The sequence below is a fragment of the uncultured Clostridium sp. genome (genome assembly GCF_947072515.1).
Classification (GTDB): Bacteria; Bacillota; Clostridia; order Clostridiales; family Clostridiaceae; genus Clostridium.
Map to the genome: position 1 here is coordinate 105,170 of NZ_CAMTIG010000002.1, position 26,599 is coordinate 131,768.

A 26,599-nucleotide genomic window follows, 5' to 3' on the forward strand; every position below is an offset into this window, starting at 1 on the left:
TTTTTGTTAGGAATCGTGAGTAGATAAAAGTTCCATTGTTTCTTCTACATGATCATGAGTTCCAACTAAAATTAATAAATCACCATCTTTTAAAATAGTATTTCCATTAGGAACAATTTCTTCATCATTTCGAATAAAAGAAAAAATTCTACAACTACTTGGAAAATTACAATCTTTTAAAGGCTTATCTTCAAATGCAATATTAGTTAAAAGAACTTCACGAATAATAATATCCTTACTTACAGATTCTTTAGATTTCTCTAAAGAAGGAGTTAACTTTTCAAAAATAACAGGGAATAGAATACATGAAACTATTGTTGTTATTATAAAAGCAGAATAATCCGTATTTCCTATAAAACCAAATTGAAAAGCAAGTTGAGCTGAAACTATAACTAAACTTAACTGTGCAGTTAATAGCATAGAAGTCGAGATTGCTTTATTTAAACCAAATTTCCTTTTTAGTAACATTGAAGGAATGAATTTCACTAAGAAGAAAATTATTAAAAGTACAAGAACTTTTAACAGTACGCTAGGATCTTCTAAAACAATTTTTAAATTAACATTAACTCCAACCATAATAAAGAAAATTGGAATTAAAAATCCATAACCAATTATATCTAATTGATGAGAAATTTCTTCTTTTGCTTTTCCGGTAAGAATAGAAAAAATCATACCAGCTAAAAAAGCACCAAGAACAATTTCGGTATTAAGTTTTTCAGCAACAGCAACTAATATAAGAATTAATGCAAAAGCAGCTCTTACTATAAGATGAATATTTTTAAACGATGGAATAGTGAAATCATGACGTTTTATAAAGATTTTAGAAATAAGATACACTATTGCAGCAAAAATAAATATTAAAACAAACTCAAAGCTTTTTAAAGTAAATCCATTTGCTGAAATTGAAAAAATAACTGTAGTACCAATGATAGCAACAAATTCGCAAATAATACTAAAAGTTAAAATAATCTGTCCTATTTCTTCAGTTATTATATTTTTACCTTTTAAAATAGGAACTACAAGCCCTGGTGAAGAAGCTGCAAAAATAAAGGCAAATAATAAATATCCTTTATTTATACCTATTAATTTAAGCCCAAAATAAGATAATATAACTGCAACTATAAATGAAACTATCATCATTAAAATAGGGAGCTTTATTACGCTATTACCATCTTTATTTGCTTTTAAATCATTAAAATTAATTTCAAGTCCACTTAAAAACATTAAATAAGCAAGACCTAAGTTAGATAAAAAAAGTATTGATATATCGGGTCTAACAATATTTAAAAATGTTTTTCCAACAACTATACCTATAATTATTTCACCAACTTGATAAGGAATCTTTAATCTTTTTAGTCTAGAAACTAAAAAAGGAGTAAAGAAGGCTATTATTGAAATTACAAGTAAAGAACTGTAATTTAATTCATCATGCAAAATATGCACCTCCTGATATTTAAAAATATCTATAAAATAATATATAATATATTATATATAATTACTAAAAATAAAGAAAGTATACGAGTTAAGAGCAGAATAACAGATGAAATATTAGAGCCATTAAATGAGAAATTTAGTACAAAAAAGATTTTTGTACTAAATTTTTTATATAATTTTATAGTTTTTTTATAATTAGATTATTTGAATTTTATATAGTCTTACTATAATAAAAAAATAGAAAGAAAAGAAAACAAACATATAGAAAAAATAAATTAAATTCTTTTTTGAGTAAAATTAGATAATAATTATTAAAAAATAAAATAAATCGATAAGTAATAATTATTAACAAATTATAAATTATGAAAAAAGCTATTGAGTATAACCTTAGGGCATACTTTATAATTCAAAACATAGAAGAACGAAAGAAAAGGAGATAAAGATATGGGAATTAATTTAAAAATAGCTGGTAGATTTTTAAAATCTAATAAGGCACAGACAATTTTAATTGCACTAGGAATTGCACTTGGTGTAACAGTACAAATATTTTTAGGACTACTTATAAAAAATCTTAATAATGATCAAATAAATCAAATAGTGGGGAATACTTCTCAAATAACAATTAACAATAAGGAGAATAGCAGTAAGATTTTTGATAATTATGACGCTATAATACATAATGTAAAAACTGATTATCCACAAGTTTCAGAAATAACAGGAGTTTTAGATACACCTGGTATGATAACAAAAGGTGGAACTAGTAATTCAATTCTTGTAAGAGGGATGGATTATGGACAAGGACAAAACATATATGATGTACAAAAAGATTTAGTTAAAGGAAATATGCCAACTAAAGAAGGTCAAGTAGTTATTGGTGAAGGAATTGCTAAGAAATTTGACTATAAAGTTGGAGATAAAGTAACTTTCTCAGAACCAAATATGCAAACTAAAACTGTTGAAGTTAGTGGAATAGCAAACTTTGGAGTATCACAATTAAATAATTCATGGCTTGTAACTAATTTAAATTATGCACAAGAATTATTTAATGAAAAAGGTGAAGTAAATTCAATCGAAATGAAGCTTTACAATAAAGATATATTCCAAGCTGATACAATAGCAACTGGTATTAGTAAAAATGTAAATAATGATTTAACAGTTACTAACTGGAAATCAACAAATCCTCAATTATTAGCAGCTTTAAGCGGACAAAGTTCATCAAGTATGACAATTCAAGTATTTATAATAATTTCAGTAGCAATGAGTATAGCAGGAGTACTTGCGGTATCAGTAATGCAAAAATCAAAACAAATTGGTATATTAAAAGCAATGGGTATCAGAAATAGTGGTGCAGCGGCAATATTCATATATCAAGGTGGAATACTAGGAGTTATTGGAGCAATAGTAGGTGGAATATTGGGAATAGGCTTATTCGAAGCATTCTCAAATCTTATAAGAACTCCATCAGGAGCAGCTATTGTAACAGGACACATATATGTAGGATACTTATTTGTAAGTATGATAATAGCAATAATAGTAGCGATTTTAGCAGCAGTATTTGCAGCTTCTAAGTCATTAAAATTAGATCCAATGGAAGTTATTAGAAATAACTAAGGAGGTATAAAAATGGAAGTTTTAAATTTAAAAAATATAAATAGAGTTTACGGTGATAAAGTTAAGACACAAGTTTTATTTGATATAAATGTTAGTATAGAAGAAGGTGAGTTTGTTTCAATAATAGGACAAAGTGGTAGTGGTAAATCTACTATGATGAATATTATGGGAACGTTAGATACTCCAACATCAGGTGAAGTTTATATAAATGGACAAAGAACTGATCAAATGAGTAAAAATGAACTTGCAAGAGTTAGAAATGAAGATATAGGATTTATATTTCAGTTCCACTATCTTTTACCTGAATTCACAGTATTAGAAAATGTTTTAATGCCTTATAGAATATCAGGAAAGAAAGTAACTCAAGAAGTATTAGATAGAGCGGAAAAGCTTCTTGAAATAGTTAATTTAACAAGTGTAAAAAATAATAAAGCTACTGATTTATCAGGTGGACAACAGCAAAGAGGAGCTATTGCAAGAGCTTTAATAAATAATCCTAAGATAATATTAGGAGATGAACCAACAGGTAACTTAGATTCAAATACAACAGAAGAAGTTTACAATCTTTTAAGAGAAATAAACAAAGAATTTAAAACAACTTTTGTAATAATAACTCATGACAATAGAATTGCAGCAAAAGCAGATAGAGTTATTACAGTAAGTGATGGAAAAATAACAGAAGATGTAAAAAAATAAAAGGATTTATAGCTGGCCATATTTATGGTCAGCTATATTTTTTTGCAGAATATAGGAAGAGTTTCTTGAATAAAGTTAAAAATAGCTATTTAAAAGTTTCAATAAAATTGGAACTTTATTTCTTTGTGAAAATATATAAATGAATATAGGAGTATAATGTTATACTATAGAGTAATAAACAAAGGAGGAATAGTGATGGAAGAAAAATATTATAAACCAAAAGAAATTGCAGAAATGCTAGGAATTACTGTGAGAACTCTTCAATATTATGATAAAGTAGATGTTTTAAAACCTAGCTATAAAAATGATAAAGGCTATAGATTTTATACAAATGATGATATAAAAGAGCTAAGAAAAATTATATCGCTTAAGTTTTTAGGATTTTCCATAGAGGAAATAAAAAAAATTCTCCATTCTGATTCTGATAAAAATATAGGTAGATTAAAAGAGAAAAAAAGAATTTTAGAACATGAAATAAGAAAACTAAGTATTATAAATGAATGCTTAGAAAGTCTTGATAATATAAAACATGAAAATGAAATCGATTGGCTTAAGATTACAGGAAGTATAAAAGCTAAAAGAATAGAAAATCATAAAGAACTTTATAGTGAAAATATTAAAGATAGAGAAAAACATGGGGATTTACATATGGCATTAATGGGGATATTAATGGATGTGCTAAAAAGCAAAGGTGAAGAAGAGGAAAAAGAAGTAAATAAGCTTAGAGAACATATGAATAAAATGAGTAATAGTGAAAATGGATTAGAGGTAATTCTAGAAAATCTTAGAGATATGCAAGATATGCCAGGAAAAATTAGAGGATTACCTACTAAAGATGCAATGACAATTGTGGAAAAAATAGAAAAATATAAATAATTCTTTAGTAATTTATAAGAATTATGTAAAATAGAGATATAAGAAAATTTAAATAAAAATGGAGTGATAAGAGTGAAAAGAGTAGATGAAAGATTTTTAGAATATATAAAAATGGACACTAAATCAAATGAAGAAAGTTCAACTGTACCAACAACAAAAGGCCAATTAGAGCTTGGGAAAGTTTTAGTTAAAGAATTAAAAGAAATTGGATTAGTAGATGTAGAACAAGATGAAAAGGGATATATATATGCTACATTAAAAGGAAATAAAGAGGGAGTTAAAACTGTTGGATTTATATCACATATGGATACAGCACCAGATATGGATGGAAAGTGTGTAAATCCTCAGATAATAAAGAATTATGATGGTGGAGTAATAAAATTAAATGATAAATTTTCATTAGACCCAAAAGAATCACCAGAAATGAAAAGTTATGTAGGAAAAACTTTAATAACAACTGATGGAAAGACACTTTTAGGAGCAGATGATAAGGCTGGAATATCTGAAATAATGACAGCTATGGAATATTTAGTAGCACACCCAGAAATAAAACATGGAGATATTAAAGTTGGATTTACTCCAGATGAAGAAGTAGGAAGAGGAGCAGACTACTTCAATGTTGAAAAATTTAATGCTGATTTTGCTTATACAATAGATGGTGGACGTATTGGAGAACTTGAATATGAAAACTTTAATGCAGCAGGTGTTAAGGTGAAAATAAAGGGAAAGAATGTTCATCCAGGATATGCAAAAGATAAGATGGTTAACTCACAAATGTTAGCATATGAATTTCTTTCAATGCTTCCATTAAATGAAGTACCAGAAAAAACTGATAATTATGAAGGATTCTCACATTTAATTAGTATAAATGGTGAAGTCGAAGAAACTAATATGGTATTTATCGTAAGAGATTTCTTTGATGAATCTTATGAAAAAAGAAAAGAAGATTTCAGAAAAGCAGAAAAAGCTTTAAATGAAAAGTATGGTAATAGAGTAGATGTTACTATAACAGATCAATATAAAAACATGAAGGAAATGGTTGAGCCAGAATTCCATATAGTTGAAACAGCAGAAGAAGCTATGAAAATGGCAGATATAGTTCCAGAAATTAGACCAATCAGAGGTGGAACTGATGGAGCTAGACTTTCATTTATGGGATTACCTTGCCCTAACATATTTACTGGAGGAGAAAACTTCCACGGAAGATTTGAATATGTTGTAATAGAATCAATGGAAAAAGCAGTAGAAACTGTAGTTAATATAGCAAAATTATATGGTGAAAAATAAATTTTGAATGATATAAAAAGATAGAGAAAGCAATTTTTAGTTGCTTTCTCTATTTTACTTTTGACAAAGAAAGAGAGATTTGATAATTTGCAAAGGATGATACTTCCTCAATTAAAGAATTTATAAAATCAGTATTTAAAGATTCTATTTTTAATATGTAGCAACAATCAGAACTAATTCTAAAAGCTTCTACAATTTCATCATGTTTCTCGATTATGCTTAAAACATTAGAATGGTCAGCAGTATTCATGTAAAGCTTAATAAAGGCGGTTGTAGAGAATCCAAGTTTAGATTTATCAGTTTTAATGGTGAAATTTTGAATAATACCTTCTTCAATTAATTTATTAACTCTAAATCCAACAGCCTGACCTGTCATATGTACTTTTTCACCAATTTCTTTAAAGCTTAATTTAGAATTAGTCTCTAAGATTTTTATTATATCTAAATCAATTTTATCAATATTCATTTTTAATCTCCTTTAAGTTTTTCAATATGAAAAGATTTTATCTTTTAGTTTTTCACTAGAGAAGTGAATATAAATATGAAAATAGTATAATTTAATTATAGAAAAAAATAAATATAAAAGATAGTCGGAGGAAATAAAGATGAAAAAAGCATTATTAATTATTGATTTACAAAATGATTATTTTGAAGGTGGAAAATTTCCTTTATGGAATACAGAAAAAACTTTAGAAAATATAGAAGAAGCTATAGATTTAGCACATAAAAATGATGTAACAATTGTACATATCCAACATGTAGCAGATCCAAGTCTTGGATTATCACCATTTTTTAATGAAGGAACTGAAGGCGTTAAGATTCATCAAAGAATATTAGAAAAGGCATCTGAAGGAAAAGTAGTTGTAAAAACTTTTGCAGATGGTTTCTTTAAAACTGATTTAGAAAAAGTTTTATCAGAAATAGGAGCAGAAGAAATTTTAGTTTGTGGAATGATGACACAAAATTGTGTTACACATACAGCTATTTCTAAAGCAGCTGAAAAGTACAAAGTTTCAATATTAGCAGATTGTTGCACATCTGTAAGTGAACCAATACATTTAATAGGATTAGCAGCAGTTATGACAAGAGATATAGGAATAGTTTCATATAAAGAAATACTTTAAATAAAATCTATAATAATATTATTAAAAATAATATAGAAGATTGAAGACAGGACATTTTATTAAGATGTCTTGTCTTTATTTATAAAATTCTTTATTGTCACCCTTTATATAAAAATAGGTTGACAATAAAAGAGGGAGAAGATAATATGAATATATAATTAAGTTAAAAGGAGTAAAATGATGAAAACTAGAGATTTAATTCTTTGTGCAGTTTTTGCTGCAATAATAGCAGTTTTAGCACAAATATCAATACCCCTTCCAGGAGGAGTTCCACTGACAATGCAAACATTAGCAGTTGGACTTGCAGGAGTTATACTAAAGAGTAAAAAGGGATTCATTTCAGTTTTAATATATATTCTTATGGGAACTATAGGAATACCTGTATTTGCAAATTTTACTGGAGGAATAGGTATAGTATTAGGGCCAACAGGAGGATTTATAATAGCTTTTCCTATAATGGCATTTATAATAGGATTAGTTTCTGAAAAGACTAATAAAAGATATTTAATTTTTATAGGGTTTTTTATTGGTACTTTAGTTACTTATACTATAGGAACAATACAGTTTTCAATAGTAACAGGGGAGAGTATTTATAAAGGAATTTTATTATGTGTAGCACCATTTATAGTAACTGATTTGATAAAAGGCACTTTAGTAAGTGTATTAGGAGAAACATTAAAAGAGCATAAAGGAATAAAGAGGATATTAAATTATGATAGAGCTTAGACCACATCATATTCTTTGTATACAGAATTATAAAGGTAAGGGATATAGTGATGAATTTACTTACAATATGGAAAAAGTTATAGAAAAGTTAAAAGTAGAAGATAAAGTTAAAATTATATTTAAAGAAGATGACATATGTCATAAATGTCCTAATAAAAAAGAAAAGGATGAATGTATTACAACAGATAAAGTTAAAGAGATAGATAAGAAAGTTATTAAATATTTTCATATAGAAGAAAAAATATATGTTTATTCAAAATTAAATAAGGAAATAAGAATAAATATAAATGAAGAAATGAAAAAAGATATATGCGGATGTTGTGAATGGTACATCAAGAAAGTTTGTTTTAATGAGAAAATAAATTAATTTTAGAGATTATTAAAAATAAATTTAAATTAGTATGAGAAGTATAGTGCTATAATAAATTTACATAAGATGTAGGATGGGAGAAAAAATATGAGTAATCCAAAAGTACAAAAGCATAGTCCTAAAAGAGCTACAATCACGTGGTTTATATCAATTATTGTTTTTATTGTTGCATTGATTATATGTAAATTACTTCAGCATACTACTAATGAGTTTGTTAGTATTATAGCAGCAATTATAAATTTAATAGGAGATTTAGCGTTATCATCATTTGTAATTATGTTTGTAATTAGTATAGTTATGGGAATGGATAATACTAAAGCTGTAAAAAAAAGATAATAAAAAGATGTATTCTAAATAAAAGAATACATCTTTTTATTATTCAATATATAAAGCAGCTATTATAATTATTGAAATAGATCCAATAATAAGTAAAATAAAAGCTAACGACTTAAAGTTTGTCCATAAAATCCCTAAAATAGAAGCACCGATAAAGTTTCCAATAAAGAGAGAGGTATTGACAATTCCATTAACAAGACCACGAAAATTATCTTTGGCAATTTTATTTGCAATTACCGGAATAACTGTAGTTAATATATTAAATGCAGTGAAAAGAAAAAAAGTACCTAAACCAACTGTTATTAATGATTTCCCATCTAATAAAATAATAATTGAAATAAGCATACAAATACCTGATAGAAGAGTAATTCTTTTTGTATGACCACTATTTAAAAAGCGACTTGATTTTTTCATTATAACTAATGACAGTAATATAGCAGGAGTGAAGACAATCCACATTTTATCTTGACCAATTAATTTGTCTAAATATTGAGGAACTATAAAGAATCCAGCAACACCAACAAACTGTGTCATGAAGGCTATAATCAAAAAACCAATAAAAGCTTTATGAGGAACTAAATTATGTACATATTCTTTTTTTTCATTTTTATCTAAAACTATTTTTTTAGATTTTGTAGAAAGGTGTTCTTTATCATCTTTTAAAAAAATTATTAAACTTATACCAACGATAACTAAAATAATTGATAGTAAGTACATTTCTTTAATTGACATAAAATCTCTTAGCACTGGACCAAAACCTAAAGAGATGGCAGAAAAAATACCAACAATAACGCTAACTAAGCTTATTGCTTCTATTCGTTTTTCACCTTTAATTAAGTTAGATAAAAGAGCATAACCAGCCCCAACAATAGCACCAGAACCTTGCAGTGCACGACCAAGCATAAACATATAAGCATTATTAGAAAATAATATAATTAATAGTCCAACAAGTAATAAGGATAAACCTATGAGAATAACACGCTTATTACCTAGTTTATCACCTAAATTACCAAAAGGAATTTGGAAAAGGCCCTTACTTAAACTAGTTAAACCAAGACAAATACCACCGAGGGCTAAAGTTCCATAAGTTAAACTTGCAGTATAACTAGCAATGAATGGAGTAACTATTCCTACAGCAATTTGTCTCATTCCTAAAATAAGTCCGAGGACAATAATTAAAATAAATTCTTTTTTCGAAAAAATACCTGTTTTCATTAAAAAATCTCCTTAGTATTAATATGAATTTTGTAAAGATACAGTTATATTATATAAAGGTTATTGAAATATAGTAGGGGAAATTTTGAAAGTATACAGATTGTTAAAAAATAATTAAGTGTAGCAGTAGTAAATGAATTTACATAGAATATAGTAACTTAATAAAAGTGATGTGAGCTAAATGAAAAGTGGGTTGAAAGATTTTATTAGACATTTGAAAAAATTAATTTCTGAATCCTATATAACATCAAGATTTTTACTTTTAATAGGTGGGATTGCTTTTATTATGATAGGAATATCAGTTTTTAAATCAGATTTAGATGCAAATGGAAATTTAGCTACAATAAGAACTGCTTTTTCATCTATAATTGGGTTTGTTTTAGAGAAAACTAGTAGAAAGATGATATGTACGGAAACATCAATAATGCTTAAAAACTATTGTGTAGGTATATTGTGTATAAGTATGATTTTAATTATTGGATTATCTGTAATATTTGAAATTAATATGAATAATCCATCATTAATCCTATTTAAAAATTTACTTTTTTCAGGAATAGGCTTTCTTATAAGCTCTACAAAAGAATGTGAATATGAATAAAAAAATATAGTTGTAGATTTTTCTACAACTATATTTTTATTTTATAAAAATAATACACAAAATGGCAAAGATACAATTAATAGAAATTACACAATTATTTGTTAAAATGAAATAAAACGTTTAGAAGTAGGAGGAATGACATTATGCATGAAAATAAAGAAATTAAAATTATAGATTTTAATAAAGAGGATAAGAAGATAAAATATTTAATAAACAATCAGGAAAAATGGATACAAGTGAAATTTGAAACTTTCGATATAGTTAATAGATTGAATTATTTATTAGATGTTTTAGATGGAGATTATGGATTATTAAATGGAGTTAATGCTTTAAAGAAAGTAGATGTAGAAGTTCACTATACAGAAAACGAAATAGAATTATTAAATGGGTTATTAGAAGAAAATAGAGATATTTTAAAGAGTAAAAAACTTGTTTTAGATAAATTATCAAATAAAAGATATAGTAAAGATTTAGTAGGAAATATAGATAATGATGAAAAGGTAGAATTTTTAATTGATGTAGCATTAGATGAGTTTAGAGTTAAGCTTAGAAAAGCATTGTCGTTATATAAAGATAATGAGGTTAGAGTAAAGAAATATTTTAAAATGTGTAAAGATATAAATTATTCAGAGATAAATGAGGCTGGAGAAACTCCAAAGGCAAATATAATTTTAACTGAATTATTATATAAAAATCTTAATTCTAATTTTATTGATGAAAGAATGAAAAAAAGCAATGTAGATTCAAATGATTTTTATATTAGATTATATACATTAATAACTGTATATTGTAGATTAAACATATTAAATGAATTTGGAAAAATTGATAAAATAAATTATGAAGTGACATCGAAAGTTCATTCGAATTTAATCAAATTATTCAATAAAAAAACAGTAGAAAAAATTCTATTTGTAGCAATAGAGGATAAAGATTATAAATATAAAGAATAAAAAAAGGGCATATGCCCTTTTTTATTTATTTGCACCATCTTTTGTATCCGTTTTAGTTGGAGCAGATTCTTTATCTGTAGACTTTGGAGTAGGGTTTTGAGCTACAGATGTGTGAGAAACTACTTTGTTTGATGGAGGGGGAGTATTATTATTTGTAGTAGTATTTTTGTTACTGCTAGAAGTACTACTATTAGCAGTAGGGGCTGGATTAGATGGTTTAGTATTATTAGCAGTAGCATTATTGCTACTATTATTATTGTTGCTGCTATTAGTATTACTAGCATTATTAGTAGCAGGAGCAGTAGTATTGCTGTTAGCAACATTACTATTTGTATTAGAAGGTTTGGTATCTGTAGTGCTAGTAGATAAAGTTATAACTTTAGGAGTACTAGCTACTTGAGTAACTTTAGGAGTACTAATAGCTGCTAGTGTAGAACCTGAACTTGAAGAAGCGCTTTGACTAGCACTAATACCATCTAAATTAGGTCTAGAAATTACTATGTTATAAGAATCTATAGTATTATTTGAGTTACCAGCTAAATAGTCACCTAACTGTTTAGTAAAGGAACTATTAGGATAGAAATTTTCTAGTTGTGAATAATACTTGCTAGCTGCATCTTTATTATCTGATTTTAAAGCATCTACACCTTCTTTATACAGTAATTGTGGAAAACTCTCATTAGAAATAGTTATAGCGTTTTGAATTTTAGTACTTAAGTATTTATTGTTAGTATGTAGTGAGTTTAATATTGGCAACGCTTGACCATATTCCGAATTATTTATATAATTAGCGGCTGTATTATATTGTGTAGAAATATTTTCATAATTTTTAATTGCTGTTTCCTGTGTTTCTAAAAGCTGTCGATCCGCAAAAGTTTTGCCACCTAGGTTGTCTAAATCTTGAATAGCTTTAGTTAAATCACCACTATTTAAAGCAGTCTGTGAAGCTTGAACAGCAGAAACAACTTCAGAGTCTTGATACATATAATAATATCCAATAGCAATAATACAACATAAAACAAAAGCTATAATAATTGCAATTTTTATAAATGAATTTGAATTCTTTTTTGTCATTAATTATCCTCCCATTAATAGTGTTAATATAAAAATCTATATATTCTAATATAATATCATAAATTTAAGTCAGTAATATTACAGAACAATAGAATAAGTGGTAATTAATATATGACTATAAATAATTTATTATTTCAAATATGAATAAAAAGAAAAATAAGTAGTTTAAATTTTAAGATAATGTTAAGAAAATTTTAACGGAATGGATGATATAATAAACAAAAAACATAATGGGATGAGGAGAATTTTAATGAGAAATAAAAAGATAGTAGGGATATTGACAACGGTAGTTGTTGTAGGTAGCATATTTTTACCAACAGGTTTAGCATTTGCAGATGGGTTTAATGTAATAAGTATGGGGGCTAATTTAACGACAGAGCAAAAGGATGAAATGCTTAAATATTTTAATGCACCAAAAGGTAGCTATGAGGAGATAAGAATAACTAATAAACAGGAAAGAGAAGAGTTAAATGGAATAATTCCAGTTGCACAAATAGGAAATAAGACTATTTCTTGCGCATATGTACAACCTACTGAAAAGGGAGGAATAAATGTAAAAACTGCTAACCTTACATATGTAACGGCAAGTATGATAACAAATGCGCTTACAACTGCAGGTATTTATAATGCAAATGTTATAGCAGCAGCTCCTTTTCAAGTGAGTGGTACTGGAGCATTGACAGGAGTAATGACAGGTTTTGAAAAAGCAAGTGGGGAAGAAATAAGCAGTGAGAAAAAGGAACTTGCAAATACAGAATTGAAAGTAACGACTAACATAGCAGATGATGAAAATGTTGGACAAGATAAGGCAGCAGCTATAGTAAATGGAGTAAAAGCAGAAGTAATTCAAAATGGAAATCAAAATCAGACACAAGTTGCACAAATTATAAATAATATAACTAATAATTATGGAGTGACACTTAGTAAAGAGCAAGAGGAATCATTAAATAATCTAATGCAAAAAATAAGTAAGCAAGATTATAATAAAAATGCTATGGAGAAAACTTTAGATAAAATAAAAGAACAAACAAACCAGTTATTGCAAGAGCAAGGAGAGCTAAAAGGATTTTTAAATAATTTAAAAGTTTATGCAAATAAATTTATAAATTGGGTGAAGGATTTATTTAATAGTAAAGATAAGAATATAGGTATTGTAAATGATACAAATAATGATACGACAATAGGCGAAAATGCAATAACAACAGGGAATTCAAATGCTGTAGAGGATGTAAATATATCAAAAGAAAATGATAATACTAAAAAAGAGGATAAAAATATTGAAAATAAAGATAGTGAAAATCAACAAACAGATATAAATAGAGAAAATGAAGATACAGACAATACTAATAAAGATAATGGCAATATTGAGAATGTAGATAAAAATACTAATACTAATTCTAACGAAGAGGGGAATAAAGAAAATTAAATACTGAAAAAAAGCTACTTTAAAATTATTTTAAAGTAGCTTTTTTCATTAAATTGGAAAATTTAGATAAATTTTATTTATTATTTTATTAATTATAGTGCTATTGATTATTAATATGTATATGGTATTTTAAAAGAGTAAGGAACATTACATAATGTTTGTTTTTCAATATTTAAACAATAAATTATTTAAAATAAAAAAGAAAAGAGAGTGAGTTAAATGGTAGTTGGTAAAATGATTAACCTAACTATTGATGGAAAATTAGTAACGGTACCAGAAGGTACGTTAATAATTGATGCTTGCAGACATATAGGAATAGATATTCCTGTTTTATGTGAAGATGAAAGAATGAAACCAGCAGCAAAATGTAAGTTATGTGCTGTAAAGGTTGAGTGGAGAGATGAATTAATTCTTTCATGTTGTATGCAAGTAAAATCAGGTATGACAATATGGACAAATACGGAGGAAGTAAGAGCATTCAGAAAGGCAAGATTAGAAGAAATTCTAGAAACACATCCAGATGATTGCTTAACTTGTGAAAAAGTTGGAAATTGTACACTTCAAAATTATGCGTATGAATATGGTGTCGATAGACAAAGATATAGATATGAGCATGAAGAAGATGGCTATAATGAAAAAGCTTATGCAATTGATAAATCTAATAAATTTTATTATTTTGATAAGAATAAGTGTATAGATTGTAGAAGATGTACTCGTGTTTGTAGTGATTTACAAGTGCAAAATGCTATTACACCAGAAAACAGAGGATTTAAAGTTCATAGCGGAGTTCATCCATATGTACCTTTATCAGAAACAGATTGTGTTTCATGTGGTAACTGTGTATCTGTATGTCCTACTGGAGCTTTAATGGAAAAGAAAAAAGAAAGCTTTAGAGAATGGGATGTAAAAAAAGTAAGAACTACATGTTCTTATTGTGGTGTAGGATGTCAATTTAATCTTAAAGTTGTTAAAGATAAAGTTGTTGGAGTTGAGCCATTAAATGATGGACCAAATTCAGGACTTCTTTGCGTAAAAGGAAAATTTGGATATAAATTCTTAAATAATCCGGATAGATTAACACATCCTTTAATAAAAGAAAATGGTGAATTTAGAAAAGCTAGTTGGGAAGAAGCGTATGCTTTAATTAAGAAAAAAGCAGATGAAATAATGGAATCAGATGGACCAGATGCATTTGCAGGGCTTTCTTCAGCAAGATGTACAAATGAAGAAAACTATTCTTTCCAAAAATTATTTAGAACAGTATTTAAAACTAACAATGTAGACCATTGTGCAAGGCTCTGACATAGTTCTACAGTTGCCGGGCTTGCAACTACATTAGGAAGTGGTTCAATGACAAATTCAATTGGAGAGATTTTAGAATCTAAGGTTATTTTTGTAATTGGATCAAATACAACAGAAAATCACCCAGTTATAGGGGCGAAAATCAAACAGGCAGTAAAAAAAGGTGCAAAGCTTATTGTTGCAGATGCAAGAGAAATTGAACTTGTACAACATGCAGATATTTATATTAAGCTTAAACCAGGAACAAATATTGCTTTACTTAACGGAATGTTAAATGTAATTATCACTGAAAATCTTTGTGATTTTAAATATATTGAAAAACATACAGAAGGATTTGAAGCTTTAAAAGAAAACATATTAAAGTTTACACCTGAAATGGCAGCAGAAATCTGTGGTGTTTCTGTAGAAACAATAAAAGAAGCAGCTAGACTTTATGCAAAATCTAAGCGTTCTGCTATATATTATGCTATGGGAATAACACAATTTAAAACAGGAACTTCAGGTGTTATGTCTGTTTCAAACTTAGCTATGGTTACAGGTAACCTTGGTAAAAGAGGAGCTGGAATAAACCCACTTAGAGGTCAAAATAACGTTCAAGGTTCATGTGATATGGGATGTTTACCTGAATATTATCCAGGGTATCTTCATACTGATGATAAGGACGCTATTGAAAAATTTGAAAAATTATGGAACATGGAATTAAGTCATAAAAGAGGATTAACAGTACCATATATGCTAGAAGCACTTCATCATCATAAAGTGAAGTTTATGTATGTATTTGGAGAGAACCCTATAGTTTCAGATCCACATACTGCTCACGTAAAAGAAGCATTTTCTAATGCAGAATTTATAGTATGTCAAGATATTTTCTTTAATGAAACTTGTGAATATGCAGATGTAATACTTCCAGCAGCAGCATTTGCTGAAAAAGATGGTACATTCACAAATACAGAAAGAAAAGTTCAAAGAGTAAGAAAAGCACTTCCTTTAAAAGGAGAATGTAAACCAGATTGGCAAATAATATCTGAAGTTATGGAGTTATTTGGACATAAAGGATTTACTTCACCAGAAGATGTGTTTAATGAAATAAGACTAGCTAATCCAAACTTCTATGGAATAACTTATGAAAAGCTTGAAAAAGGCGGAATACAATGGCCTTGTAAAACTTTAGATTCTGAAGGAACTGTATTTATGCATGAAAATGGACCAGTAAGAGGAAAAGGAGTCCTTATGTATCAAGATTATAAGGAAGCTGATGAAGTAACTTCAAAAGAATATCCTTTCATTCTTACAACTGGAAGAAATTTATATCATTATCATACAAGAACAATGACAGGAAGAACTGAAGGATTAAATGAAGAATCAGGAGAGTCTTATGTAGAAATTCATCCTAATAAAGCTAAGGAATTAGGTATAAAGGATGGAGATTTAGTTTATGTTGCTTCAAGAAGAGGTAAAGTAAAAACTAAAGCATTAGTAACAGATAAAATATTAGAAGAAGTAGTATTTATGACATTCCACTTTGCAGCAGCAAACTGTAATGCCTTAACAAATACCGCGATGGATCCAGAATGTAATATACCAGAATTAAAGGTATGTGCTGTTAGTGTAACTAAGGCTTAATTAAAATTAGGATGTATCAAAGAAATTTTCTTTGAGCATCCTCTTTTTGAAAAAAGAAATAATTTATAGGAGTAAATAAGATGATAAAAGAATTTGAGATAATTAAGGTCACTAGAGAAAATACTACTAGAGAGTATGACAAAGTTGTTTTAGAAGTACCATTAACTATAAAAGTTAATAATGAGGATTATATAACAATAATGTGCACACCAATTAAACTAAAAGAACTAGGAGTAGGTTTTTTATTTAATGAAGGGATTATAAAATCTAAAAGAGATATTGAAAAAATAGAGTTAATTGAAGGAGAGAGAAACATCTTTAGCATAGAATTAAAAGAAGGTTTAGATTTTAAGACTCTTTATAAAAATAGAGTAGTAACATCAGGAAGTAAGGGAAGTCTTTACTATGATGCTATGGATTTTATGAATGAAATAAAATTCAATAATAATATAAAAGTAGATAAAACAGAGATAATGGATACAATGAAAGACTTTTTTACTCGTTCAGATATATTTGAAGAAACAGGTGGAGTGCACAGTGTTTTATTAAAATCTAAAGACTATGAGATTTTTAGAGAAGATATAGGAAGACATAATGCTATAGATAAGGCTATAGGACATTTAATATTGAATGATTTAGATGTTAAGCAATTTATTATCTATGTTTCAGGAAGATTAAGTTCAGAAATGGTTTCAAAAATAAGTAAAGCAAAAATTTCTGTAGCTATTTCTAGAGCTTGCCCAACGAGCTTATCAGTAAATCTTGCAAGAAAAATGAATATGACGCTTATAGGATTTTCACGTGGAAATAGATTTAATATATATTCAGGTGAAGAAAGGATTGATTTAAATGAAGATGGAGTTTTTTAATTCAGTATCAGTTGAAGAAGCAAAAGGAATAATAAGAGAGGTCGGAGAGAAAAATAAAGTTTTATTTGAAGAAGTAAGCTTTTATCAAGCTACCGACAGAATTTTATATGAAGATATAATTTCAAAGGAGAATGTTCCAAGTTTCAATAGATCAAGAGTAGATGGATATGCGGTAAAATTTAATGAAACTAATGGTTCTTCTGAAACTATGCAAACTATATTTACGTTAAAGGATAAAGTTTTTATTGGAAAAAAACCAAGTTTTATAATCCAATCAGAAGAATGTGCTTATGTTCCAACAGGAGGAGAAGTTCCAAAAGGAGCAGATGCAGTAGTAATGATTGAAGATACAGATTCTATTATTGATGAAGAGATACTAGTAGATAAATCTGTTTCTTTAAATGAAAATATTACTTTAGAAGGAGAAGATATAAAAATTGGAGAAGTAGTTTTAAAGAAAGGAACTAAATTAACACCTTTTTCAATTGGAGTATTATCTTCTTTAGGAATAACAAAAGTTAAAGTGTTTAAGAGACCTAGAGTAGGAATTATTTCTACAGGAGATGAAATAGTACCTATAGAAAAAGAGATTTTAAAAGAATCTGAAATTAGGGATATAAACTCTTATGCATTAAAGGAATCATTTATTAAACTAGGATGCGAAATTTCTCATGAGGTACTAGTAAAAGATAATTATGAAGCATTAAAAAAATCAATTTTAGATACTATAGAAGATTCTGATTTTATCCTTATGTCAGGTGGAAGCTCTGTTGGTGAAAGAGATTATATGGCAAAGCTTTTAAAGGAACTTGGAGAGATTCTATTCCATGGAATAAGAATGAAGCCAGGAAAACCAGTTTTATTTGGGAAGATTAAAGAAAAAGGATTTTTTGGATTGCCTGGAAATCCAGTATCATGTCTTTTAGCTTCTAAATTATTTGTAGAAGAATATATAAGAACTCTTACAGCAGGAGAAAAAATAGAGAGAAGTATTGATTTAAAGTTAAAAACTAATTTACATTCAGCACCAGGAAAAACTACTTTTGTTTTAGGAAATATAGAAGGTGAATATGTAAATCCTTTATTTTTCAGATCATCTATGATAAAAACGTTAGCCACAGCAAATGGATATTTAGAAATAGATGAAAAGAATGAAGGATTATATAAAGATAGCTTAGTAAAATTCTATTTATTTGATTAGGAAAGAGGAAGTTAAAATGAGAAATGTATATATACAAAATAGAGATTATAGAGAAGCATTAGATGAATATTTAGAAAAATTAAGTATTGAACCTAAAATTGAAAAAATACATATTAGAGAAGCATTAGGAAGAATTTCTGCAAAGGCTATCTTTGCAAAAATCTCATCGCCAAGCAACCATTTATCAGCAATGGATGGAATAGCTATTTTAGCTAAAAATACAGAAGGGGCTAGTGAAATAAACCCTCTTAAATTATATGAAGGAAAAGATTTTGAATATGTAAATACAGGAAATCCAATAAAAGATAAATTTGATAGTGTAATTATGATTGAAGATGTTTTTGAGAAAGATGGTTATATAGAAATATTAAAACCTTCAAAGGCTTGGCAACATATAAGACCTATAGGAGAAGATATAGTTAAAGGTGAGATGGTTATTCCATCAAACTATAAAATAAATTCTTTTGCTTTAGGATCTTTAGCAGCTTCAGGGAACTTTAATATAGAAGTTTATAAGAGACCTCTGATTTCAACTATAGTTACAGGAACAGAAATAGTGTCTTCACTAGAAGAAGCTGAATATGGAAATATATTAGATTCAAACAGCTATATGCTAAATGGATTAGTAGAAGAATATGGTGGAATATGGAAATATAATTCACCTGTTAAAGATGAATATGATTTATTAAAAGAAAAATTAAGAAAAGAAGTAAAAGAAAATGATATTGTTCTTATAAATGCAGGATCTTCAGCTGGGACACATGATTATACATCAAGTATTATAGCAGAACTTGGAGAAGTTGTAGTTCATGGTGTTGCATTAAAGCCAGGAAAACCTACTATACTAGGAATAATAGATAACAAACCAGTTATAGGAATACCAGGATATCCTGTATCTGCATATGTAGCATTTAAAGAATTTTTAATACCTATTATAGCTAAATATTTTAATGGAGAAGAAAAAAATGAATTTAAATTAAAAGGAATTTTAACTAAAAAGATTGCTTCATCCTTTAAACATAGAGAATTAGTACGTGTAAATGTGGGAATGGTAGATGGAAAGCTTATTGTATCTCCTATAAGTAGAGGAGCTGGAATTACAACAAGTCTGTTAAAAGCAGATGGAATAATTGAAATAAAGAGAGAAGCAGAAGGGTTGAATGAAGGAGAAGAAGTTAAAGTTTCTTTATTTAAACCTATAGAAGAAATAGAAAAGAATATTATATCAATAGGAAGCCATGATATTTTAATGGATATATTAAGAGATTATATAAACCTTACATCTTCACATGTAGGAAGTATGGGAGGAATTATGGCTATTAAAAAAGGTGAGTGTCATCTTGCACCAATTCATCTATTAGATAGTGGAACAGGTGAATATAATATATCTTATGTAAAGAAGTATTTTAAAGAACCTATGATTTTAATTAAAGGTGTAAATAGAGTACAAGGATTTATAGTTAAAAAAGGAAATCCAAAGAATATAAAATCCATAAAAGATTTAGTACGAGAAGATGTAACTTTTGTAAATAGACAAAGAGGTGCAGGAACTAGATTATTACTAGATTATTTATTAAAGAAAAATGATTTAAATAAAGAGGATATAAAAGGCTATGATAGAGAGATGTTAACACATATGTCAGTAGCAGCAGAAGTTAAATCATCTAAAATAGATGTAGGTCTTGGAGTATACTCAGCAGCACATGAAATGGATTTAGACTTTATAGAAGTAGCTAATGAAGAATATGATTTCTTAATAAAAGCATCTTCACTTGAATTTTTAAAACCATTTATAGAAGCTATAAAAAGTAAAGAATTTAAAGGGAAATTAGAAGCATTAGGGGGATATACATTAGAAAACACAGGAAAATTAATTTATATAAATTAAGAGCTTTTTTAATGGTGAATAAATATGAAAATAGAAGAAATATGGATTAAGACAGATGAAGGGCGAGTACGCCTAGAGGAATGTATGTTAATAAAGGGCTTTGGGATAGAAGGAGATAGAAAAGGAGGAACACCTCTAAAAGAAGTGGTTCTTTATATTAACGATAAAAGCAATCTTGAAATTGAAGGACTTTGCCATAAGAAATTTAAAGCAAATATAGTTATAAGAAAAGATAATAATGAGAGCTTTAAAGTAAATGATGTAATAAGATTTGGTGAAGGAAAGATTCAAATAAATAAAATAGGAAAAAGATGCTATGAGGAATGTAAGATAGTAAGAGAAAATAAAAAATGTTACTTAAAAGATAGTGTTTTATTTGGATCAGTGATAGAATCAGGAAAATGTAAGATAGATAAATAAATTTTCATATAAGAAGAAAGTAGGATTAAAAATGAACAGGGATAAACTTAAGGGGATAGGGTTAATAGTGTTAACAGCTATATTATTATCAGTAATGGGGGTATTTATAAAACTTGCAGGACATGTTCCAACAGCAGAAAAGTTAGTATATAGGAATCTTTTAAGCATTATAATATCTTTTATAATAATACTTAAAAGCAAGGGAACTTTTTTTGGTACAAAAGACAGTAGGAAAGCATTAATTATAAGAACTGTAGTAGGAACTATAGGAATACTCGCAAATATTTATGCTATTTCGCATATGTTATTGGCCAATGCGAGTATGTTATCAGAATTAAGTCCATTTTTTGTAATTATATTTTCATTTATGTTCTTAAAAGAAAATATAAAGCCGATTCAAATAATAGCTTTAGTTTTAGCATTTATCGGAATGATATTTGTAATACATCCATCAGGAGATAAATTTCAGCTATTAGCAGCTTTAGGAGCTTTATTAAGTGCAGTGATGGCAGGGGCAGCATATACTACTATGAGATATTTAGGACCAATAGAAAAACCAGTTACAGTAGTATTTTTCTATACATTTATATCATCATTACTATGTTTACCTTTTATGATACATGGATATGTTCCATTAACAATGAAGCAATTTATATATCTAATGTTATCAGGAGTAGCAGTTGCAGGAGCTGAATTTACAGTAGTATATGCCTATAAATTTGCAGCAGCAAAAGATATATCACTTTATACATATAGTGGAGTAATATTTTCAGCAATATTTGGATTTTTGGTTTGGGGAAAATTACCTAAATTATATGATGTAATAGGATATGGAATAATAATTGTAGCAGCAGTAATATTATTTTTATATAATACTAGAGGTGAAAAGGCTTAAATAAGAATAGATAATAGTTACATAAGATGATTATTATAGTAAAAAAGTAGATTTTAATAAATCTACTTTTTTTTATATTCGTAAATGTTTTCTAAGAAAGAAAAAGAAGAATAAATTATGTGAAAAATTCAAAGTGTAAATAAAGTTAGATTGATAAAATGATAAAAATAATAGCTTTAAATTAGAAAAAAGATTTGTGCAAATGTTTGCACAATGCAATGATAATGTTTACAATAGGGGTAGTAAAGATGAAGTAGATTAAATATGATTATTATTTTGGAGGGAAAATTATGGAGAATAGTAATGCAAAAAATAAATTACCCAATTTGCCATTAGGAATGATTTGGATGATAAGTTTTGGATTTTTAGGGGTTCAAATGGCATTTCAATTGCAGAGTTCTAATATGGGACGTATATTTCAAACTTTAGGAGCAGATCCAACAAAACTTGGATTTTTCTTTATATTACCACCCCTAGCAGGATTAGTTGTACAACCTTTAATTGGATATTTTTCAGATAAAACTTGGATGCCTAAATTAGGAAGAAGAATACCATATTTAATAGTAGGTTCAGTAGTAGCAGTAATAGTTATGTGCTTATTACCTAACTCAGGGAGTTTTGGTTTTGGTTTTGGATCTGTTACAGCATTAATGTTTGGAGCAATAACTATATTGTTTATGGATTTATCATCAAATGTCGCAATGCAACCATTTAAAATGATGGTAGGAGATATGGTTAATGAGGAGCAAAAAGGATTTGCATATTCTATTCAAAGTTTTTTATCAAATAGTGGTGCAGTTTTAGCAAGTATCTTTCCATTTTTATTAACAATGCTTGGAGTTTCTAATATAGCACCAAAAGGTGTGGTACCACAATCAGTTGTTATTTCATTTTATATAGGAGCAGCAATATTAATTCTTTGTAGTCTATTTACTATAATAAAAGTAAAAGAGTATCCACCAGAAGCATATGCTAAATATCATGGATTAAAGATAACAAAAAGTACAGAAAAAAAAGGTGTATTTACTTTACTTAAAAAAGCTCCAAAAGTTTTTTGGACAATTACTTTAGTACAATTCTTCTGTTGGATGGGATTCCAATATTTATGGACTTATGGAACAGGAGCAATTGCAGCAAATGTATGGCATACATCAGCAGCATATAGTTCAGGATACCAAGCTGCAGGAAACTGGTTTGGCGTATTATCAGCAGTACAATCAATAAGTGCTGTAGTATGGTCATTAGTTTTATCAAGAATTTCTAATACTAGAAGAAAACAAGCGTATTCTTTAAGTTTAGTACTTGGTGGTTTAGGATTTGGATCTATGTTTTTTGTGCATAATAAATACGCATTAATAATTTCATTTATATTGATAGGTATAGCTTGGGCTAGTATGATGACTTTCCCATTTACAATATTAACAAATGCATTAACAGGAGATAATATGGGAATGTATTTAGGATTATTCAATGGTAGTATTTGTTTACCTCAAATTGTAGCATCAGTTTTAAGCTTTGCGTTATTCCCAATATTAGGGGACTCAATGCCAGCTATGCTCTTAATATCAGGGGTATTACTTATTATTGGGGCTATAGTAGTACCAATAATAAAGGAGACATTTGCAAGTAAAGAGAATATTTAATATAAAAAAATTAGCCTTGTAAAAAGGGCTAATTTTTTTTATTTATAAGAATAGAAGGAAAAAGACTATTAGAAAAGAAGAATTTAATATATAATTTTAATATGAACATAAACAAATGAAAAAATAGGAGGTAGAAAAGAATGAAATATTTTAGCGTAAGCAAAAGAACATTATTCTTTGTTGGGGGAATAGTTTGGATTATAGCTGCTATAAGAGTCTTTTTAATTGGTAAAGACAGTTTAATAGAAGCGAAAGATCCTAATTACATAATTAATCTTATAATTGGAGCAGCTACATTATTTGTATTCTTTGTTTTTATATTTAGTAAGCTTTCAGTAAAGCATGCAAAAAGAATAATAACAAGTGAATTACAGAGACGATGTCCATTTGCATTTTTTGATGTAAAAAGTTATGTAATTATGATTTTTATGATTTCTTTAAGTATATATTTAAAGAGTTTAAATATAATAAATTTAAACTATTTAGGAAGTTTTTACGTAGGGATAGCAGTTGCATTATTTTTAGGTGGAGTATTATATATAAAAAATGGAATTATATTTAATAAACTTGTTGAGAAATATTAAAATATAAATTGGTTTTTATCGCAAATTTAGAGAATTTGCGATTTTTTTTGATTAAACTAAGAAGCATAATTTTAAATTTAAATGAGATGAAAGAAGAGTCTTTAAAAAGAAGAAATATGGGCAATTAATAAAATTGACTAACCGTTTTTAAAATGATACTATTTTTAATGGAAACATATAAAATAAACCTTGATTGGGGGGCTAGTATGAGTAAAAAAATATACATTGTAGTACCGTGCTACAATGAACAAGAAGTTTTACATGAAACATACAAACAACTAAAAGAAAAAATGAATGACTTAATAGAAAAAAATACTATAACTTCTGATAGTAGAGTAATGTTTGTAGATGACGGAAGTAAAGATAGAACATGGGAGATAATAGAGGAATTAAATAAGGAAGATAACATGTTTGGTGGAATTAAGTTATCAAGAAATAGAGGTCATCAAAATGCATTATTAGCTGGATTAATGACATGCAAGGATGAGTGTGACGCTATAATTTCTATGGATGCAGATTTACAAGATGATATTGGTGTAGTTGATCAATTTATAGATAAGTTTGCAAATGAAGAATGTGAGATTGTTTACGGTGTAAGAAGTAGCCGTGAAAAAGATACTTTCTTTAAAAGAGAAACAGCATTATTTTTCTATAGATTAATGGATAAATTAGGTGTTGATGTAGTATATAATCATGCCGATTATCGTTTAATGAGTAGTAGAGCATTAAATGCGTTAGCGTCATATAAAGAAGTAAATTTATTCTTAAGAGGAATGGTTCCGTTAATAGGATATAAATCAGATGTTGTAAAATATGAAAGAAATGAGCGTTTTGCTGGAGAATCAAAATATCCATTAAAGAAAATGCTTGCATTTGCATTTGAAGGAATTACGTCATTAAGTGTAAAGCCAATAAGAATGGTAACATCATTAGGTGTAATAGTATTTTTAGCAAGTTTGATATATATAATATATGCACTAATAAGATGGGGAATTGGAGAAACTGTAACAGGATGGACAACAATAATAGCATCAATATGGGCATTAGGTGGAATACAAATTCTTTGTATAGGAATAATAGGAGAATATGTAGGTAAAACATATTTAGAAGTAAAAGAGAGACCGAAATTTATTGTAGACAAGAAATTATAATTTGATTTTTTTACAAAGGAAAAGAGGAAGAATTTTGAAAAAAATAGATAAAGTTATTTATTCTTTATTTGATAAATATTTTTCATACATACTTATGATATTTATGCTAATTTTTTCTTTTGGAATAACATACGTATTTATGAACAATGTTGCTGGAGATTACACAGAGTTTTTAAAACCTTGGGTAAACTACATAGCAGGACATGGTGGCATAAAGGCATTAGCTAATATACCAGCAAACTATAATGTACCTTATCTGTATATATTAACATTTATAGCAAAATGGCCATCACATTCATTAGAACTAATAAAAATAGCTTCAATAATATTTGATTATATTTTGGCATTTGGTGTGGCTTTAGTAGTAGGTGAAATAGCTAAGGATAGTATAAAAAAGAGAAAATTACAAGTTATATCATTTTTTATGATTTTATTTATTCCAACTGTAATATTAAATGGGGCTGCATGGGCACAATGTGATGCAATTTATTCAGCATTTTGTATTTATTCAATTTACTTTATGATAAGTAAAAAACCTACAGTTTCACTTATAATTTTTGGAATAGCATTTGCATTTAAATTACAAACAGTATTCTTATTACCAGTATTAATTATTTTGTATTTCAGCAATAGAAAGTTTTCCATATTGAATTTCTTATGGATACCAATAATAAATATAATATTATATTTACCAGCTTGGATCATAGGTAGACCATTTAAAGAAATAATAACAGTTTATTTTGGACAAAGTGCCTTATATAAAGCATTATCTTTAAATATTCCCAATATATATTCAATGTTTTATACTGGGGATAATTCAATGATACGAAAGGCTGGAATGATATTTACTGTTGTGTTATTTGCAACATTATTTTATGTTGTAATTGAAAGTAAGAAAGAAATTGATGGAAAAGGTGTAATTATGTTATCACTTTTATCCGTATTAATAGCTACTTACTTTTTACCAGGAATGCATGAAAGATATACATATTTAGCGGATATACTAAGTGTAGTATATTTTATGATTCGAAGAGATAGATTTTATATACCAATTGTAATATTATTTAATTCATTTATGACCTATATAAGCTATTTATGGGGGTATGATGTAATTAAGTATCAATATTTAGCGGTGGCACAGTTAGTAGTATTTTTGATTGTTGCTAGAGATTTTTATAAATATTTAAAAAATAATAAAAAAGAAATGGAAGTTGTGTAAAAGCAACTTCTTTTTTTATTGTATATAAATAAAAACAATCAGTAGTTTAAAAATAATCTTTAATTAAATTAAAAAAAATAA

General features: G+C 27.5%; 25 protein-coding genes. 21 read left to right on the forward strand and 4 right to left on the reverse strand.

The window, feature by feature from the left end:
• Window positions 1–6: 6 nt before the first annotated feature.
• Window positions 7–1,434, reverse strand: a complete 1,428-nt coding sequence (locus tag Q0W06_RS01420; protein ID WP_297630338.1) for a cation:proton antiporter — start codon at window positions 1,432–1,434, stop codon at window positions 7–9.
• A 444-nt stretch (window positions 1,435–1,878) separates the two neighbouring features.
• Between Q0W06_RS01420 and Q0W06_RS01425 the strand changes: the two genes are divergently transcribed.
• The 4 genes from Q0W06_RS01425 to pepT all read left to right on the forward strand — a co-directional run bounded on the left by Q0W06_RS01425 (window position 1,879) and on the right by pepT (window position 5,904).
• The gene (locus Q0W06_RS01425) at window positions 1,879–3,045 is read left to right on the forward strand and encodes an ABC transporter permease (protein WP_297630341.1); all 1,167 of its coding nucleotides are present in this window, start codon (window positions 1,879–1,881) and stop codon (window positions 3,043–3,045) included.
• 12 nt (window positions 3,046–3,057) lie between these two features.
• Window positions 3,058–3,741, forward strand: a complete 684-nt coding sequence (locus Q0W06_RS01430) for an ABC transporter ATP-binding protein (RefSeq protein ID WP_297630344.1) — start codon at window positions 3,058–3,060, stop codon at window positions 3,739–3,741.
• 195 nt (window positions 3,742–3,936) lie between these two features.
• Window positions 3,937–4,617 carry a MerR family transcriptional regulator gene (locus tag Q0W06_RS01435; protein ID WP_297630347.1) on the forward strand — a complete coding sequence of 227 codons (681 nt, stop codon included), beginning with the start codon at window positions 3,937–3,939 and terminating at the stop codon, window positions 4,615–4,617.
• Window positions 4,618–4,689: 72 nt separating this feature from the next.
• Window positions 4,690–5,904, forward strand: a complete 1,215-nt coding sequence (gene pepT / locus Q0W06_RS01440; protein ID WP_297630350.1) for a peptidase T — start codon at window positions 4,690–4,692, stop codon at window positions 5,902–5,904.
• Window positions 5,905–5,953: 49 nt separating this feature from the next.
• Here pepT and Q0W06_RS01445 read toward each other — a convergent pair whose 3' ends face one another.
• A complete protein-coding gene (locus Q0W06_RS01445) occupies window positions 5,954–6,370 on the reverse strand; it encodes an Lrp/AsnC family transcriptional regulator (protein ID WP_297630353.1) in 417 nt (138 codons plus the stop codon).
• 139 nt (window positions 6,371–6,509) lie between these two features.
• Here Q0W06_RS01445 and Q0W06_RS01450 point away from each other — a divergent pair, with 139 nt between their 5' ends.
• The 4 genes from Q0W06_RS01450 (at window position 6,510) to Q0W06_RS01465 (ending at window position 8,460) form a co-directional block, all read left to right on the forward strand.
• Complete coding sequence (locus Q0W06_RS01450) at window positions 6,510–7,028, forward strand: cysteine hydrolase family protein (RefSeq protein WP_297630356.1); 519 nt, start codon at window positions 6,510–6,512, stop codon at window positions 7,026–7,028.
• Between the two features lie 180 nt (window positions 7,029–7,208).
• Window positions 7,209–7,754, forward strand: a complete 546-nt coding sequence (locus Q0W06_RS01455) for a biotin transporter BioY (RefSeq protein ID WP_297630359.1) — start codon at window positions 7,209–7,211, stop codon at window positions 7,752–7,754.
• Window positions 7,741–8,121, forward strand: a complete 381-nt coding sequence (locus Q0W06_RS01460; protein ID WP_297630362.1) for a DUF1284 domain-containing protein — start codon at window positions 7,741–7,743, stop codon at window positions 8,119–8,121. Before Q0W06_RS01455 ends, Q0W06_RS01460 begins: the two co-directional genes overlap by 14 nt.
• Before the next feature lie 90 nt (window positions 8,122–8,211).
• Entirely contained in the window at window positions 8,212–8,460 is a 249-nt protein-coding gene (locus tag Q0W06_RS01465) for a hypothetical protein (RefSeq protein ID WP_297630364.1), read from the forward strand.
• Window positions 8,461–8,499: 39 nt separating this feature from the next.
• On the opposite strand, the gene Q0W06_RS01470 is transcribed toward Q0W06_RS01465, so the two are convergent.
• Window positions 8,500–9,675, reverse strand: a complete 1,176-nt coding sequence (locus Q0W06_RS01470; RefSeq protein WP_297630367.1) for an MFS transporter — start codon at window positions 9,673–9,675, stop codon at window positions 8,500–8,502.
• A gap of 181 nt (window positions 9,676–9,856) precedes the next feature.
• Between Q0W06_RS01470 and Q0W06_RS01475 the strand changes: the two genes are divergently transcribed.
• A complete protein-coding gene (locus tag Q0W06_RS01475; RefSeq protein ID WP_297630370.1) occupies window positions 9,857–10,273 on the forward strand; it encodes a hypothetical protein in 417 nt (138 codons plus the stop codon).
• A 143-nt stretch (window positions 10,274–10,416) separates the two neighbouring features.
• Entirely contained in the window at window positions 10,417–11,223 is an 807-nt protein-coding gene (locus Q0W06_RS01480) for a hypothetical protein (protein ID WP_297630372.1), read from the forward strand.
• Window positions 11,224–11,244: 21 nt separating this feature from the next.
• Here the strand turns inward: Q0W06_RS01480 and Q0W06_RS01485 are convergent, their stop codons facing one another.
• A complete protein-coding gene (locus tag Q0W06_RS01485) occupies window positions 11,245–12,297 on the reverse strand; it encodes a hypothetical protein (protein WP_297630375.1) in 1,053 nt (350 codons plus the stop codon).
• 250 nt (window positions 12,298–12,547) lie between these two features.
• Between Q0W06_RS01485 and Q0W06_RS01490 the strand changes: the two genes are divergently transcribed.
• The 11 genes from Q0W06_RS01490 to Q0W06_RS01540 all read left to right on the forward strand — a co-directional run bounded on the left by Q0W06_RS01490 (window position 12,548) and on the right by Q0W06_RS01540 (window position 26,518).
• Entirely contained in the window at window positions 12,548–13,723 is a 1,176-nt protein-coding gene (locus Q0W06_RS01490; protein ID WP_297630377.1) for a DUF1002 domain-containing protein, read from the forward strand.
• A 234-nt stretch (window positions 13,724–13,957) separates the two neighbouring features.
• Window positions 13,958–16,648 carry a formate dehydrogenase subunit alpha gene (gene fdhF / locus Q0W06_RS01495; protein ID WP_297630505.1) on the forward strand — a complete coding sequence of 897 codons (2,691 nt, stop codon included), beginning with the start codon at window positions 13,958–13,960 and terminating at the stop codon, window positions 16,646–16,648.
• A gap of 80 nt (window positions 16,649–16,728) precedes the next feature.
• The gene (gene fdhD, locus Q0W06_RS01500) at window positions 16,729–17,517 is read left to right on the forward strand and encodes a formate dehydrogenase accessory sulfurtransferase FdhD (RefSeq protein WP_297630380.1); all 789 of its coding nucleotides are present in this window, start codon (window positions 16,729–16,731) and stop codon (window positions 17,515–17,517) included.
• Window positions 17,498–18,718: a molybdopterin molybdotransferase MoeA gene (locus Q0W06_RS01505; RefSeq protein WP_297630383.1), complete on the forward strand. Its 1,221-nt coding sequence runs from the start codon at window positions 17,498–17,500 to the stop codon at window positions 18,716–18,718. The genes fdhD and Q0W06_RS01505 overlap by 20 nt, the downstream gene beginning before the upstream one ends.
• Window positions 18,719–18,734: 16 nt before the next feature.
• A complete protein-coding gene (locus Q0W06_RS01510) occupies window positions 18,735–20,606 on the forward strand; it encodes a molybdopterin biosynthesis protein (protein ID WP_297630386.1) in 1,872 nt (623 codons plus the stop codon).
• A 24-nt stretch (window positions 20,607–20,630) separates the two neighbouring features.
• Window positions 20,631–21,026, forward strand: coding sequence for a hypothetical protein (locus Q0W06_RS01515; RefSeq protein WP_297630389.1), 396 nt, complete (start codon window positions 20,631–20,633; stop codon window positions 21,024–21,026).
• Window positions 21,027–21,057: 31 nt separating this feature from the next.
• A complete protein-coding gene (locus tag Q0W06_RS01520) occupies window positions 21,058–21,921 on the forward strand; it encodes a DMT family transporter (protein WP_297630392.1) in 864 nt (287 codons plus the stop codon).
• 290 nt (window positions 21,922–22,211) lie between these two features.
• Complete coding sequence (locus tag Q0W06_RS01525; protein WP_297630395.1) at window positions 22,212–23,564, forward strand: SLC45 family MFS transporter; 1,353 nt, start codon at window positions 22,212–22,214, stop codon at window positions 23,562–23,564.
• A 140-nt stretch (window positions 23,565–23,704) separates the two neighbouring features.
• Window positions 23,705–24,148 carry a hypothetical protein gene (locus tag Q0W06_RS01530; RefSeq protein WP_297630397.1) on the forward strand — a complete coding sequence of 148 codons (444 nt, stop codon included), beginning with the start codon at window positions 23,705–23,707 and terminating at the stop codon, window positions 24,146–24,148.
• Between the two features lie 206 nt (window positions 24,149–24,354).
• The gene (locus Q0W06_RS01535; RefSeq protein WP_297630400.1) at window positions 24,355–25,299 is read left to right on the forward strand and encodes a glycosyltransferase family 2 protein; all 945 of its coding nucleotides are present in this window, start codon (window positions 24,355–24,357) and stop codon (window positions 25,297–25,299) included.
• Between the two features lie 34 nt (window positions 25,300–25,333).
• Window positions 25,334–26,518, forward strand: a complete 1,185-nt coding sequence (locus tag Q0W06_RS01540; RefSeq protein ID WP_297630403.1) for a hypothetical protein — start codon at window positions 25,334–25,336, stop codon at window positions 26,516–26,518.
• The last annotated feature ends 81 nt before the right edge of the window (window positions 26,519–26,599 follow it).